Annotated in this window: 14 protein-coding genes and 1 riboswitch; of the genes, 7 read left to right on the top strand and 7 right to left on the bottom strand. The window is 69.6% G+C overall.

Translation table 11 applies throughout. The features are described from left to right. Window positions 1-10 precede the first annotated feature (10 nt). The gene (locus ABZ865_RS14475) at window positions 11-475 is read right to left on the bottom strand and encodes a hypothetical protein (protein ID WP_361229082.1); all 465 of its coding nucleotides are present in this window, start codon (window positions 473-475) and stop codon (window positions 11-13) included. Between the two features lie 158 nt (window positions 476-633). Between ABZ865_RS14475 and ABZ865_RS14470 the strand changes: the two genes are divergently transcribed. Beyond that, window positions 634-1,602 carry a diacylglycerol kinase family protein gene (locus ABZ865_RS14470; RefSeq protein WP_361229079.1) on the top strand — a complete coding sequence of 323 codons (969 nt, stop codon included), beginning with the start codon at window positions 634-636 and terminating at the stop codon, window positions 1,600-1,602. A 319-nt stretch (window positions 1,603-1,921) separates the two neighbouring features. After that, on the top strand, window positions 1,922-2,179 hold the full coding sequence (locus ABZ865_RS14465) for a WhiB family transcriptional regulator (protein WP_003992873.1): 258 nt from the start codon (window positions 1,922-1,924) through the stop codon (window positions 2,177-2,179). Between the two features lie 167 nt (window positions 2,180-2,346). Here the strand turns inward: ABZ865_RS14465 and ABZ865_RS14460 are convergent, their stop codons facing one another. Both ABZ865_RS14460 and ABZ865_RS14455 read right to left on the bottom strand, forming a co-directional pair. Next, the gene (locus tag ABZ865_RS14460) at window positions 2,347-3,822 is read right to left on the bottom strand and encodes a PAS domain-containing sensor histidine kinase (RefSeq protein ID WP_361229076.1); all 1,476 of its coding nucleotides are present in this window, start codon (window positions 3,820-3,822) and stop codon (window positions 2,347-2,349) included. A 335-nt stretch (window positions 3,823-4,157) separates the two neighbouring features. Continuing rightward, a complete protein-coding gene (locus ABZ865_RS14455) occupies window positions 4,158-4,757 on the bottom strand; it encodes a TetR/AcrR family transcriptional regulator (RefSeq protein WP_361229072.1) in 600 nt (199 codons plus the stop codon). A gap of 117 nt (window positions 4,758-4,874) precedes the next feature. Here ABZ865_RS14455 and nagB point away from each other — a divergent pair, with 117 nt between their 5' ends. Then, window positions 4,875-5,660 carry a glucosamine-6-phosphate deaminase gene (gene nagB / locus ABZ865_RS14450; protein WP_361229069.1) on the top strand — a complete coding sequence of 262 codons (786 nt, stop codon included), beginning with the start codon at window positions 4,875-4,877 and terminating at the stop codon, window positions 5,658-5,660. Window positions 5,661-5,738: 78 nt separating this feature from the next. Here nagB and ABZ865_RS14445 read toward each other — a convergent pair whose 3' ends face one another. From ABZ865_RS14445 to ABZ865_RS14430, 4 genes are all read right to left on the bottom strand, one after another. Next, a complete protein-coding gene (locus ABZ865_RS14445) occupies window positions 5,739-7,238 on the bottom strand; it encodes a glycoside hydrolase family 3 protein (protein WP_361229066.1) in 1,500 nt (499 codons plus the stop codon). Between the two features lie 9 nt (window positions 7,239-7,247). Further along, a complete protein-coding gene (locus ABZ865_RS14440; RefSeq protein ID WP_361229063.1) occupies window positions 7,248-8,105 on the bottom strand; it encodes a carbohydrate ABC transporter permease in 858 nt (285 codons plus the stop codon). Then, window positions 8,102-9,088 (bottom strand): sugar ABC transporter permease, encoded by a 987-nt coding sequence (locus ABZ865_RS14435; protein WP_361229060.1) that lies wholly within the window; start codon window positions 9,086-9,088, stop codon window positions 8,102-8,104. Before ABZ865_RS14435 ends, ABZ865_RS14440 begins: the two co-directional genes overlap by 4 nt. 131 nt (window positions 9,089-9,219) lie before the next feature. Further along, the gene (locus ABZ865_RS14430) at window positions 9,220-10,500 is read right to left on the bottom strand and encodes an extracellular solute-binding protein (RefSeq protein WP_361229058.1); all 1,281 of its coding nucleotides are present in this window, start codon (window positions 10,498-10,500) and stop codon (window positions 9,220-9,222) included. Window positions 10,501-10,906: 406 nt separating this feature from the next. On the opposite strand from ABZ865_RS14430, the gene ABZ865_RS14425 reads away from it, so the two are divergent. From ABZ865_RS14425 to ABZ865_RS14410, 4 genes are all read left to right on the top strand, one after another. Beyond that, window positions 10,907-11,671, top strand: coding sequence for a GntR family transcriptional regulator (locus ABZ865_RS14425; RefSeq protein WP_361229055.1), 765 nt, complete (start codon window positions 10,907-10,909; stop codon window positions 11,669-11,671). Between the two features lie 182 nt (window positions 11,672-11,853). Beyond that, on the top strand, window positions 11,854-12,120 hold the full coding sequence (locus ABZ865_RS14420) for a DUF3311 domain-containing protein (RefSeq protein WP_361229052.1): 267 nt from the start codon (window positions 11,854-11,856) through the stop codon (window positions 12,118-12,120). Beyond that, window positions 12,117-13,745, top strand: coding sequence for a monocarboxylate uptake permease MctP (gene mctP, locus ABZ865_RS14415; RefSeq protein ID WP_361229049.1), 1,629 nt, complete (start codon window positions 12,117-12,119; stop codon window positions 13,743-13,745). The genes ABZ865_RS14420 and mctP overlap by 4 nt, the downstream gene beginning before the upstream one ends. Before the next feature lie 74 nt (window positions 13,746-13,819). Further along, a complete protein-coding gene (locus ABZ865_RS14410; RefSeq protein ID WP_361229045.1) occupies window positions 13,820-14,326 on the top strand; it encodes a GNAT family N-acetyltransferase in 507 nt (168 codons plus the stop codon). 22 nt (window positions 14,327-14,348) lie between these two features. Next, a riboswitch (cobalamin riboswitch) is annotated at window positions 14,349-14,506 on the top strand. The last annotated feature ends 41 nt before the right edge of the window (window positions 14,507-14,547 follow it).

Raw genomic sequence — 14,547 nt, 5'->3', positions numbered from 1 at the left:
CTGCGGGCGCCTACTCGGCGCGGCCCGGTCCCTTGATCCCGAGGGCCTGGGTCGTCGCCGGGTTCACCAGCAGCACCAGCGAGGCCACGGCGACCACCGCGAGCGCGATACCGGCGCCGATGGCCATGCTGTCGGCCTTGAGCAGGTTGTAGGCCACGGGAAGGGCCATGATCTGCGTGATGATGGCGGGCCCGCGGCTCCAGCCACGCCTGAGCAGCAGCCCGCGCGCGGCGAGCAGCGGCAGCAGCGCGAGCACGGCCAGCGTGATCCCGCCGGTCACGGCCTGCTGCCGGTCGTCCGGGTCGCCGGTGAGCCCGAGAACGAGGATCCAGACGCCCCCGACCACCAGGGCGAGCCCTTCCAGCGCGGCCAGCGCGGCCGCGTACGTCAGCCGACGCGGGCGCGCTCCGGCGGCGGCACCGGATGCCTCGGTGACCGGGGCGGTGTCCTGGGCGGGCTTCTGCTCACTGCTCACCCCAGAAGCGTAGCCCTGCGCCCTGCGGCGGCCGCCTCCACCCCGCGCGCCGCGCGGTCGTGGGCGCCGACGTGCGTGTCCAGGCTCACGCCCCCGTCTCTTACCGGATCCCTACCTCGGTCTGGGCCGAGTACCACCCAGTAGGTACGCTGCCATCCATGCGTGCACTTCTCGTGGTCAATCCGGCGGCAACCACCACAAGCGCACGCAGGCGTGATGTGCTCATCCACGCGCTGGCGAGCGAGATGAAGCTCGAGGTGGTCACCACCGAGTACCGCGGCCACGCACGGGACCTCGGCCGGCAGGCGGCGGAGAGCGACGACACGGACATGGTCGTGGCCCTCGGCGGCGACGGCACCGTCAACGAGGTCGTCAACGGTCTCCTGCACGGCGGCCCGGATCCGGAGCGGCTGCCCGGCCTCGCCGTGGTCCCCGGCGGTTCCACCAACGTCTTCGCCCGCGCCCTGGGCCTGCCCAACGATCCCGTCGAGGCCACCGGCGCCCTGCTGGACGCCCTGCGCGAGGGCCGCGAGCGCGTCGTCGGCCTGGGTCTCACCTCGGGCACGCCCGGCACCGAGGACGAGGCGGTGCCGGACCGCTGGTTCACCTTCAACGCCGGGCTGGGCTTCGACGCGGGCGTCGTCGGCCGGGTCGAGCAGCAGCGCGAGCGCGGCAAGAAGTCGACGCACGGGCTCTACGTCCGTCAGGTCGTCCGGCAGTTCCTCGGCGAGCCGCACCGCCGGCACGGCACGATCACGCTCGAACGGCCCGGCGCGGACCCGGTCACCGATCTTGTTGTCGCCATAGTCTCGAACACGTCCCCTTGGACGTATCTCGGCAATCGTCCGATGTACACGTCACCTAAGGCGTCGTTCGATACGGGCATCGACGTACTCGGTCTCAGCCGCCTGTCGACGGCCGCGGTTGCCCGGTATGGCACGCAGTTGCTCACTTCGTCCCCCGAGCGCGGACCCCACGGCAAGCACGCTGTCTCCCTGCACGATCTGGACCGCTTCACCTTGCATTCGAAGGCTCCTCTGCCCCTCCAGATGGACGGCGACCATCTGGGACTGCGTACGAGCGTGACGTTCACAGGCGTACGCCGTGCACTGCGTGTGATTGTGTGAGCGGAACAGGCAAAAGTCCTTTCACTCGAACGTTTAGGCCAGGGTCCACCCCATGGAAGTACGGCTGTGACCTAGTCGACACCGAGGAATCAAAAAAAACTTTCCGGAAGGGGTTGTATCCGCCGCTGAGGTTTGCGAGTCTCTACGTGGCGATCGGGACGGCCCGCAACACCGGCCTCCACAGATCACCGGAACCCCTCTTCAATCAAGGACCACGCCGGGGAAGACTCTGCGGTCGGCCCTTCACTTGTTGAGGGATTCGTGAAAGCGTTCACATTCACAAGCAACTTGCACGTAATACCAAGGAGAGGTAGCAGCCATGGACTGGCGTCACAACGCCGTTTGCCGCGAGGAAGACCCCGAGCTCTTCTTCCCCATCGGCAACACCGGTCCTGCGCTGCTGCAGATCGAGGAAGCCAAGGCCGTCTGCCGTCGCTGCCCGGTGATCGAGCAGTGTCTGCAGTGGGCGCTCGAGTCCGGCCAGGACTCCGGCGTCTGGGGTGGTCTCAGCGAGGACGAGCGCCGCGCCATGAAGCGTCGCGCCGCCCGCAACCGGGCTCGTCAGGCCTCCGCCTGACATCCCACCCCTGCTGACAGCCTGAGCTTGGCGGCGCGTACAGCACGTACGCATCTCCCGCCCCCGAGCCGCAGCGCGCAGTACCCCCGATGCGCATAGCTTCGAGCCTTCAGCCCCGGACCACGAAGTGGCCCGGGGCTCAATGCTGTTCGGGGCGGGGTCAGTAGCTACTTCTGCGCCCGCACCGGGATGTCGAGGATCACCCGGGTCCCCCGCTCCGGCGCCGGGACCATGTCGAAGGTGCCGCCCAGCTCCCCCTCCACCAGCGTCCGTACGATCTGCAGGCCGAGGTTGCCCGCGGTCTGCGGGTCGAAGCCCTCGGGCAGACCGACGCCGTCGTCCTGGACGGTGACGAGGAGGCGGGCCTCCTTGGTGGTGCCGCCGCGGACCGCGGAGACCTCGACCGTGCCGGTGTCGCCCTCGCGGAAGCCGTGCTCCAGGGCGTTCTGCAGGATCTCGGTGAGGACCATCGACAGCGGGGTGGCGACCTCGGCGTCGAGTATCCCGAACCGCCCGCTGCGCCGGCCGGTCACCTTGCCCGGCGAGATCTCGGCGACCATCGCGAGCACCCGGTCGGCGATGTCGTCGAACTCCACCCGTTCGTCCAGGTTCTGAGACAGCGTCTCATGGACGATGGCGATCGAACCGACCCGGCGGACGGCCTCCTCCAGGGCCTCCCGGCCACGCTCGGAGTCGATGCGCCGGGCCTGCAGCCGCAGCAGGGCCGCGACGGTCTGGAGGTTGTTCTTCACCCGGTGGTGGATCTCCCGGATGGTCGCGTCCTTGGTGATCAACTCCCGTTCACGACGCCGCAGTTCGGTGACGTCCCGGCACAGCACCAGGGAACCGGTGCGGGTGCCCTTGGGCTTGAGCGGAATGGCCCGGAACTGGATGACGCCGTCGTTCGCCTCGATCTCGAACTCGCGCGGGGCCCAGCCGCTGGCCGCCTTGGCGAGCGCCTCGTCCACCGGGCCCCGGGTCGGGGCGAGTTCGGCGGTGGTCTGCCCCAGGTGGTGACCGACCAGGTCGGCGGCGAGGCCGAGACGGTGGTAGGCGGACAGGGCGTTCGGGGAGGCGTACTGGACGATGCCGTCCCCGTCCAGCCGGATCAGGCCGTCGCCGACGCGCGGCGAGGCGTCCATGTCGACCTGCTGGTCGGGGAAGGGGAACGATCCTGCAGCGATCATCTGCGCGAGGTCCGAGGCGCTCTGGAGGTAGGTCAGCTCCAGCCGGCTCGGGGTGCGGACGGTCAGCAGGTTGGTGTTGCGGGCGATGACGCCGAGGACGCGGCCCTCACGCCGTACCGGGATGGACTCGACCCGTACGGGGACCTCTTCGCGCCATTCCGGGTCGCCCTCGCGCACGATCCGGCCCTCGTCGAGCGCCGCGTCCAGCATGGGCCGGCGGCCGCGCGGGACCAGGTGGCCGACCATGTCGTCCTGGTAGGAGGTCGGGCCGGTGTTGGGGCGCATCTGGGCGACGGAGACGTACCGGGTGCCGTCGCGCGTGGGGACCCACAGGACCAGGTCGGCGAAGGACAGGTCGGAGAGCAGCTGCCACTCCGAGACCAGCAGGTGGAGCCACTCGAGGTCGGAATCGCCGAGTGCGGTGTGCTGGCGTACGAGTTCGTTCATGGAGGGCACGTTGTGAGCGTACCCGGGGTCGCACGAGTGGCCGAAAAACACCCGCGGGCCGCGGCGCCTGGGAGGGACCCTCAACCCTCCCGGCACCGCAGCCCGGAGCATCATCGGCCGCGGGGTGTGCGGTCCCGGTCGGCCGAAGGTCGAGGAGCCGGGGCAGTCAGGGCAGAGAGCTCCGGTTCCTCGTCCGCCTTCCTGTGCGGGGAAGACGGAGGCTTCTTCACTTGGATTGTGGACTAGACCACAAAGGTGTGTCCATGGTCTTGTCGGTATGCACGAGACGCATGGCATCCGATCTACGGATGGCACCCGATGCCACGCAGCCTAGCCCGCCCGGGTCAGCTGCGGGGCCAGATGGCCATGGCAATTTCCGCGAGGGCCTCCAGTTCCTCCCGGCTCGCCCCGTCCCGGGCCTGCTGGGACATGCCCTGGATCATCGCCGCGGTGTGCCGGGCGAGCGCGGCGGAGTCGGTGCCGGCGGGCAGCAGGCCGGCCGTCGCATCGGCGCGGATCCGGGCTTCCAGGGCGGCGACTGCGGCGGTGCGCCGCTCCCGCAGCAGCCGCTCGACCTCGGGGCTGGTGCAGTTGGTGGCCGCGTGGGCGACCAGGCAGCCGTAGGGGTGGGCGGGGTCGGTGTACGCGGCGGCGGCCTGGCGCAGCGTGCGCTCGACGGCGGCGCGGGCGGTGGGCTCCTCGGCGAGGGCGCGGTCACCGAAGGCGCCGTGGGTGTCGGCGTAGACCCGGACGACCTCCTCGAACAGGGTCCGCTTGTCACCGAAGGCCGCGTAGAGGCTGGGGGCGCCGATGCCCATGACCCGGGTGAGGTCCGCGACGGAGGTGGCCTCGTAGCCGTGCCTCCAGAAGGCCAGGAGCGCCTTCTCCAGGGCGGTGGCACGATCGAAGGAGCGCGGGCGGCCACGCGATCCGGGGGTCACCATGGCGGGCATTTTATAGCGGACCCTAGAGAAATAAAGCGGCCCTCCGGGACCCCGATTCTGTTAGATTGGTCTAAACCAGTCAGACGTCCAGAGCCCTCTTCAGAACGGCAGGCCAGCGTGGAAGTTGTCATCGTTCCGGACGCCGCGGCGGGCGGCGAGCTGATCGCCGAGGCCATGGTCCAGCTGCTGCGGCGCAAGCCGGACGCCCTGCTCGGTGTGGCCACCGGCTCGACGCCGCTGCCCATCTACCAGGCGCTGACGGCCAAGGTGCGCTCCGGCGCCGTGGACACCTCGCGGGCGCGGATCGCCCAGCTCGACGAGTACGTGGGCCTGCCCGCCGAGCACCCCGAGTCCTACCGCTCGGTGCTGCGCCGGGAGGTGCTGGAGCCGCTCGGGATCGGCATGGACGCGTTCATGGGGCCGGACGGCACGGCCGAGGACGTCCAGGCGGCCTGCGAGGCGTACGACAGGGCGCTCGCCGGGGCCGGCGGCGTGGACCTCCAGCTGCTCGGCATCGGCACCGACGGGCACATCGGCTTCAACGAGCCCTGCTCCTCGCTCGCCTCGCGCACCCGGATCAAGACGCTGACCGAGCAGACCCGCGTCGACAACGCGCGGTTCTTCGACGGTGACATCGAGCAGGTACCGCACCACGTCATCACCCAGGGCATCGGCACCATCCTGGAGGCCCGGCACCTGGTGCTGCTGGCGACCGGCGAGGGCAAGGCGGACGCGGTCGCCGCGACCGTCGAGGGCCCGGTGGCGGCCGTCTGCCCCGCCTCCGCGCTCCAGCTGCACCCGCACGCCACGGTGGTCGTCGACGAGGCCGCCGCGTCCAAGCTGAAGCTGGCCGACTACTTCCGGCACACCTACGCCAACAAGCCGGAGTGGCAGGGGATCTAGAAACACGCCGCGCCCCTGAGGCAACGGAAGGCGCCGGTCGCTCTCATGCGTCCGGCGCCTTCCGTGTCGTAGGGGCTGCTACACCCCCGCGATCACCTCCGCCGCCGCCTGCCCGCACACCCGGGCCGCGCCGTGGGTGGCCAGGTGCAGGGCGCCTCGGGCGGGGGCCTGCGGAACGCCCATCTCGACCACGACGGTGTCGGGGCGGGCCGCGAGCAGGATGTCGAGGGCCTCGGCCATCCAGGGGTGGCGGTGTTCGTCGCGGACCACGGCGACGACGCGGCGCTCGCCCGCCGCGGCCAGCGCCTCCTTCCCCGCCGTCTCCCCCGTGAAGCTGCCGGTCTCGGTGCCGGGCAGCAGGCGGCCGAGTTCGGCGGCCACGCCCCACGGCGTCTCGTCGCCGACGGCGATGTTGGCGACGGGCGAGAACGCGGCGACGTACGGCGCTTCGGTCAGCGGTGTGAAGGACGCGCCGCCCGTCATCCTCAGGGCGCGACGGGCCGCGCGCAGGCCCACCTCGGGGTCGGGGGCGGTGTCGGTGCCGGCCGCAGCGGTCCGGGCGGCCAGCTCCCGTACCCGGCGGGCCGCGTCCGCGAGCCGCTCCGCGGGCAGTTCGCCGGAGCGCACCGCCGCCACCAGGGCGTCCCGCAGCCGCAGTACCGTTTCCTCGTCCGCAAGGCCGCCGCCCACGCAGATCGCGTCGGCGCCGGCGGCGACGGCGAGGACGCTGCCGTGCTCGATGCCGTAGGTGTCGGCGATGGCCCGCATCTCCATGCCGTCGGTGACGATCAGGCCGTCGTAGCCGAGTTCGCCGCGCAGCAGGTCGGTGAGGATGCCCCGGGAGAGGGTCGCGGGGCGGTCCGGGTCCAGGGCCGGGACCAGGATGTGCGCGCTCATCACGGCCCGGGTGCCGGCGGCGATGGCCGCGCGGAAGGGGACCAGGTCCCGGGCGTCCAGGACGTCGGCGGCCACGTCGATGCGGGGCAGCGCGTGGTGGGAGTCGACGGCGGTGTCGCCGTGCCCGGGGAAGTGCTTGGTGCAGGCCGCGACCCCCGCCGACTGGAGGCCGGTGACGTAGGCGGCGGTGTGCCGGGCGACCAGGTCGGGGTCGGCGCCGAAGGAGCGGACGCCGATGACCGGGTTCGCGGGGTTGGAGTTGACGTCGGCGGAGGGGGCCCAGTTGAAGTTCACTCCGCAGGCCGCGAGGCGGCGGCCGAGTTCGCGGGCCACGGCACGGGTCAGCTCGACGTCGTCCACGGCGCCGAGGGCGTGGTTGCCGGGGAAGCTGGAGCCGCCCCGCACCTCCAGACGCGTGACGTCTCCGCCCTCCTCGTCGATCGCGACCAGGACGTCGTCCCGTTCCGCGCGCAACTGGGCGGTCAGTGCGGCGAGTTGTTCCGGGGAGGCGATGTTGCGGCCGAACAGGCCCACGGACGCCAGGCCCTCGCCGAGGCGGCGGAGCAGCCAGTCGGGGGCCGTGGTGCCGGTGAAGCCGGGCTGGAGCACGGTGAGGGCGTCACGCGCGAGGTCGTCCTTGTCCGGGTCGAACGCGGTGATGCCGCCGGCGAGTGTCGTCATCGGGTGAGGTCATCCCTTCACGGCGCCGGCGGTCAGGCCCGCGGCCATCTTGCGCTGGACGAGGAGGAACAGGACGACGATCGGCACGGCCATCATCGTGGCGCCGGCCATCATCGGGGCGTACTCGGTGCCGTGCTTGGTGGTGAAGTTGCCGAGCCAGACGGTCGCGGTCTGGTGCTCCTGGCTGAGCAGCATCAGGGCGTACAGGTACTCGTTCCAGGCCTGGATGAAGGCGTAGACCGAGGTGGCGACCATGCCGGGGGCGAGCAGCGGGAAGACGACGCGGATGAAGGCGCCGGTGCGGGAGCAGCCGTCGACCATCGCGGCCTCCTCCAGCTCCCGGGGGATGTTGACGATGAAGCCGCGCAGCGTCCACACCGTGAAGGGGAGGATGAAGGTCAGGTAGGTGATGATCAGGCCGGACAGCTTGTCGTACTGGTCCAGGTCGTTGAGCAGCAGGAAGACCGGGATGATCATGGCGACCAGCGGGACCATCTGGACCGCGAGGATGCCGACGATCACGATCTTGCGGCCGCGGAAGGCGAATCGGGAGATGGCGAGCGCGGCCAGCATGCCGACGACGATGCCGATCGCCACGACGGCCAGCGACACGATCAGGCTGCGGCCGACCGGGCCCCAGAAGTCGGCGATGTCCAGCGCGCGGCGGAAGTTGTCCAGGGTGAAGCCCGTGGGCAGCAGGCTCGGGTCCGGGTCGATGGCGTCCTTGGCCGGCTTGAACGCCGTGTTCAGCATCCAGTACACGGGGAAGCCGGCGGTGACGAAGACGAGGAGGCCGAGGAGGTTCCAGCCGAGCCTCGGAAGCCGGCGGCGGCCCGTGGAGGCGGCGGCGCTGCTCATGCTGCTCATTCGACTTCCCCGATCTTCAGCATCTGGCGCATGTACACGGCGACCACACCGAGCAGCAGGACGACCGTGATGAGGGCGATCGCCGATCCCTGCGCGTAGTCGTTGACCACGAAGGCGCGGTCGTAGGAGTAGGTGGTCAGCAACTGGAACTCGGCCTCCGGGTGCCCGTTGCGCATCACGAAGACCTGCGGGAAGACGCCCATGTCCCAGATGACCGAGAGGGTCGTGAGCATCACGATGATCGGCTTCAGGATGGGCAGGGTGACGTACCGGAAGACACCCCAGGCGCCCGCGCCGTCGAGGCGGGCCGCCTCCTCCAGCTCCTTGGGGACCTGGGTGAGGCCGGCGCTGAGCGTGATGACGACGAAGGGGACCGCGCCCCAGACCACCAGCAGCATGATCACGGCGAGGCCCTCGGGGCCGCTCGCGAACCAGTTGTGGCCGATCATGTCGACGCCCGGCAGCTTGCTGATCAGGGCGTTGAGGATGCCGTAGTCGGCGTCGAAGAGCCACTTGAAGACGGTGGTGGCGACGATGACGGGCATGCCCCAGCTGGCCACCAGCGCGATGTTGATCAGGGTCTTCACCCAGCCGGAGACGCGCTGCAGCAGCAGGGCCACCAGCATGCCGAGGACCATGGTGAAGATCACCGAGCCGGCCGCGAAGACCATCGTGCGCAGCACGACCTGCCAGAACTCGCTGTCGCCCAGCACCGAGGAGAAGTTGTCGAACCCGGCGGACTCAGCCGGCTGGAAGCCCCACAGCTGGGACTGCCCGAACTTCTGGAAGGACAGGGTGACCAGGCGGACCAGGGGATAGCCCATGACCAGGGCGAGGACGATCAGACAGGGGGCGAGCAGCAGCCAGGGGGTGGTCGCTCCGCCGGTTCTGCTCGATCCGCGTGGTCGGTCGGGGGCGCCCGGTGGCGGCGCCTGCCGCGGCGGCGGCACCTTGGCAGGGGTGGTCGTGTCTGCGGCACTCATCGCGCGCTCCTCAGCGGTCCCTCTGGTCGTACGAAGCAAGGCCGCGCGGCGCCGGACACCGCGCGGCCGTACGGGGAGCGGGGCCCCTCCCCCGGTCACCGACCGAGATCGAAGGGGCCCCACGACTCAGGTCACTTGGTGTTGATGACCTTGTCGATCGCGGCGTCCGCTTCCTTCGCGGCGTCCTCGACCGACTTCTTGCCGGTGCCGATGTTCTGCAGCATGGTCTGCAGGACCTGGGCCTTCTCGACCTGGCCCCAGCCGGGGGCCATCGGGACGAACCAGTTGGACTCGGCCGCGGTGGCCGGGACGAGGGTCGCCGGGTCGTTCTTCAGGGTGGCGAGGTCCGTCTTGTTGTTGGGCAGGTTGCCCTTGGCCATCAGGCCCTTCTGCCCGGAGGGACCGGTGAAGGCGTTGATCCACTCGGCGGCGACGGCCTGGGCCTTGGACTTCACCGGGACGGCGAGGTCGGAGCCGCCGAGGAAGACCGGCATGTTCTTGCCGGACGGGCCGGGCAGCACGAAGTTCTCGAGGTTGTCCTTGAGCTTGCCGGTCTTGTCGTTCTTCGGGTCGGCGGCGGTCGCGCCCTCCCAGGCCGCGCCGAAGATCAGGTCCGACTTGCCCTGGCCGTAGACGATGTAGCGGTCGGACTCGTCCTTGGTCTTGTCGCCGTGCATGTACTTGTCGAGGACGCTCTTGAACTCGCCCAGACCCTTGAGGGACTCGGGCGAGGAGAGGTTGGCCTTCCACTGGCCGCCCTCCTCCTTGGCGATGGAGCCGCCGGCGTCGTAGACGAAGGACATGGCCGCGTACCAGTCGCGGGTGGGCTGGTACCAGGCGTTGAACTTGGCGCCCTGCTTCTTCTGGATCTTGTCCAGGTCGGCGGTCAGCTCGGCGTAGGTCTTCGGGGTCGCCTTGATGCCGGAGGCGGCGGCGATGTCCTTGCGCCAGGTGCCGACGCGGCCACCGGCGTAGTACGGGACGCCGTACGTCTTGCCCTGGTAGGTCACGGAGGCCTTGAGGCCGTCCAGCCAGGCGGAGGAGTTGTCGAACTTGGCCGGGTCGACGGGGGCGAAGGCACCCTTGACCATGTAGCCGAGCATCTCGGTGTTGCCCATCTCGACGACGTCGGGGGCCTTGTCGGTCGCCAGGACGGCGTCCAGCTTGGTGTTCTTGTCCGGCCAGCCGTAGTACTCGTGCTTGATCTTGATGCCCGGGTGGTTCTTCTGGACGGCGGCGTCGGCGGCCTTCACCAGGTTGGGCCAGTTGTTCTGGGCGTCGACGGTGAGCCAGACGGTCAGCTCCTTGGCGTCCGCCCCCTGTGCCTTGTCGTCCTTCTTGTCACTGCCACACGCCGCGATGGAGACGACCATGCCCGCGATACCGATCGCGGCTATCAGCTTGCGCTTCACGCCACCCTCCTCAGGGATGCCACAAACCCCCCTGCCTCCCCGCGGTGACCGTCAAGCCGTCGTACCGCCCGTGGGGCCGGGACTGGACCAATGGTGTAGACCAGCACCGGGAGCTTGGCCCAGACCAATAGGCCTGTCAAGGGTGTTCAAGCAGGCTCCGGGCGTCCGTGACGCGACCGAGATATGCAGGGACCTTTCATTACGCAAGCGACAGATCGGACGGACCAGTTCCGTTGGACCATTCCACCTCGCGGGGCGATGGACTAGACCAACCGAAGGTGCGACGGTATACAGAGGAGATCACGGAGCGTGCGGGTGAACCCCTGCCACGAAGCCGTGCCACGATGTGAGCCGTGGCCGATGGGATGTCGGTCGCTTTCGGCATCCGGAGCCGGGAAGGCAGAGCATGAGCACCGACGTCAGCAGTGCGGAGAACGAGGCCGGCGCGACCGTCCGTACCGCGCGCGTCCCCAAGTACTACCGCCTGAAGAAGCACCTCCTGGACATGACGGAGACGCAGGCGCCCGGCACGCCGGTCCCGCCCGAGCGCACGCTGGCCGCGGAGTTCGACACCTCCCGCACCACCGTCCGGCAGGCCCTGCAGGAACTGGTCGTCGAGGGCCGGCTCGAACGCATCCAGGGCAAGGGCACCTTCGTCGCCAAGCCGAAGGTCTCGCAGGCGCTGCAACTGACCTCCTACACCGAGGACATGCGCGCCCAGGGCCTGGAGCCGACCTCGCAGCTGCTGGACATCGGCTACATCACCGCCGACGACCGGCTCGCCGAGCTGCTCGACATCACGGCCGGCGGACGCGTGCTGCGCATCGAGCGGCTGCGCATGGCCAACGGCGAGCCGATGGCCATCGAGACCACCCATCTGTCCGCCAAGCGCTTCCCGGCCCTGCGCCGCTCGCTGGTGAAGTACACGTCCCTCTACACCGCGCTCGCCGAGGTCTACGACGTCCATCTCGCCGAGGCCGAGGAGACCATCGAGACCTCCCTGGCCACCCCGCGCGAGGCCGGCCTGCTCGGCACCGACGTCGGCCTGCCGATGCTGATGCTCTCCCGCCACTCCGTGGACCGCGAGGGCAAGCCGGTGGAGTGGGTGCGCTCGGTGTACCGCGGGGACCGGTACAAGTTCGTGGCGCGGCTGAAGCGGCCGGTGGACTGAGAACCGGCGGAGGGCCGAAATCCGGCCGAAACGGGCCTTGTGGCGGCGGGAGTTGCCGTCTTCACGGCACGCGCGCCAAATCGACATGCCGATATCCGGACGAGGTCTTCCGCTTCCACGACACCGTCACCTAGATTGCCTGCGCATTACACAGGTCATCAGCGAGGGGACGGAGCCGTGCCATGCCCGAAACGCCTGAAGTGAGACCACCGGTGGTGACACCGGTCCGCGTCGTCATCGCCCTGTGTCTCGTCGCGCCGTTCGCGGCGATGCTGTGGGTCGGCTCGTACGCCAAGACGGACCCGGCGTTCATCGGGATCCCGTTCTTCTACTGGTACCAGATGCTGTGGGTGCTGATCTCGACCGCCCTCACCATGCTCGCGTACCAGCTCTGGCAGCGCGACCAGCGTGCCCGGAAGGCCGCACGGGACGGAGGTGCGGCGAAGTGAAGGACGGAGTCAACGGCGTCGCGCTCGGCGTCTTCATCTTCTTCTTCCTGGCCGTCACGGTCATGGGCTTCCTGGCCGCGCGCTGGCGCAAGGCCGAGAACGAGCACTCCCTGGACGAATGGGGCCTGGGCGGACGGTCGTTCGGCACCTGGATCACCTGGTTCCTGCTCGGCGGCGACCTGTACACGGCGTACACCTTCGTCGCCGTACCGGCGGCGATCTACGCGGCGGGCGCGTCCGGCTTCTTCGCGGTGCCGTACACGATCCTGGTCTACCCGCTGATCTTCACGTTCCTGCCCCGCCTGTGGTCGGTCTCGCACCGCCACGGCTACGTCACGACCTCCGACTTCGTGCGCGGCCGCTTCGGTTCGAAGGGCCTGTCGCTGGCGGTCGCGGTCACCGGCATCCTCGCCACCATGCCGTACATCGCGCTCCAGCTCGTCGGCATCCAGGCGGTGCTGGACGTGATGGGCATCGGCGGCGGCGACAACACGAACTGGTTCGTCAAGGACCTCCCCCTGCTGATCGCCTTCGGGGTGCTCGCGGCCTACACGTACTCCTCGGGTCTGCGTGCGCCCGCCCTGATCGCGTTCGTCAAGGACGCGCTGATCTACATCGTCATCGCGGTGGCGATCATCTACATACCGATCAAGCTGGGCGGGTTCGACGACGTCTTCGCCAAGGCCGGCCACGCGTTCGGCCAGGTCAACCCGGTGACGGGCAAGCCGCGCGGCGCGCTTGTCTCGGGCGAGGCGCAGCAATGGACGTACGCCACGCTGGCGTTGGGCTCCGCGCTCGCGCTGTTCATGTACCCGCACTCGATCACCGCGACGCTCTCCTCCAAGAGCCGTGAGGTGATCCGCCGCAACACCACGATCCTGCCGCTGTACTCCCTGATGCTCGGCCTGCTGGCCCTGCTCGGCTTCATGGCGATCGCGGCCGGTGTGAAGGTCACCAACGGCCAGCTGGCGATCCCGCAGCTGTTCGAGAACATGTTCCCGGACTGGTTCGCGGGCGTGGCCTTCGCGGCGATCGGCATTGGAGCCTTGGTCCCGGCGGCCATCATGTCCATCGCGGCGGCGAACCTCTTCACCCGCAACATCTACAAGGACTTCATCAAGCCGGATGCCACGCCGAAGCAGGAGGCGCAGGTCTCCAAGGTCGTGTCACTGCTGGTGAAGGTCGGCGCGCTGGTCTTCGTCCTCACCATGGACAAGACGGTCGCGATCAACTTCCAGCTGCTGGGTGGCATCTGGATCCTGCAGACCTTCCCGGCCCTGGTCGGCGGCCTGTTCACCCGCTGGTTCCACCGCTGGGCGCTGCTCGCCGGCTGGGCAGTCGGCATGGTCTACGGCACGCTCGTCGCCTACGGGGTGCCGTCGCCGACGAACCCGACCCAGAAGCACTTCGGCGGCTCGGCGAAGGAGATCCCGGGCATCGGCGAGATCGGCTACATCGGCCTCACGGCGTTCGTCCTGAACCTGGCGGTCACGGTGGTCCTCACCCTCGTCCTCAAGGCCGTGAAGGCCCCCGAGGGCCTGGACGAGACCAGCCCTGGGGACTACACGGCGGACGCGGGCGACCCGGGCGTACAGCAGGAACTCCCGGCAGGCGCCGCTCACTGATCCACGTCACCACCTGCAGCGGGCCGCCGAAAATCAAGCACCACGGCGGCCCGCTGTCGTACACACTCACGCACATGGACATGCACATCCGCCTCGCCGAACCCGGCGAATACGCCGCTCTCGGCGAGATCACGGCCCAGGCCTACCTCCAGGACGGCCTCCTCGATTTCGGCGAGAGCGACTGGTACCTCGGCGAACTCCGGGACGTGGCCAAGAGGGCCGCCGCCGCGGACGTCCTCGTGGCCGTCCGCAGCGGCGTTCTCCTCGGCGGGGTCACCTTCGTCCCCTCCGGCGGCCCGATGGCCGACATCGCCCGCCCCGGAGAGGCCGAGATCCGCATGCTCGCGGTCGGCCACGCGGCCCGCGGCCAAGGCGCCGGCGAGGCCCTCGTGCGCGCCTGCGTCGACCGTGCCCGGGCCACGGCCGGCTGCACGGCCGTCGTCCTGTCGACCCAGCGCACCATGCACACGGCCCACCGCATCTACGAACGCCTGGGTTTCGTCCGCGTCCCGGAGCGCGACTGGAACCCGATCCCGGAGCTGGACGACATCACTCTCCTCACCTACGAGTTGACGCTCTGAGACCGGTACGACACAACATCTGGGGGTGACACGACAGCCCGGCACTAGATGTATGCTCATCCTCGCTGTCGCCGCAGGGGAATCCGGTGCGAATCCGGAACTGTCCCGCAACGGTGTACGTGCGTGCGTATCCGCACGCCTGTGTCAGTCCGAGGACCTGCCGGCAGCGTGCGCCCGGCCGTCCGGTCCGGGTGCCTTCAGACGTCCGGGCCTCGTGGAGT

This window comes from Streptomyces sp. NPDC047085, from assembly GCF_040643735.1.
Classification (GTDB): domain Bacteria; phylum Actinomycetota; class Actinomycetes; order Streptomycetales; family Streptomycetaceae; genus Streptomyces.
The sequence above is the reverse complement of the archived record's forward strand: the minus strand, read 5'-3'. Positions and strand labels throughout refer to the sequence as shown.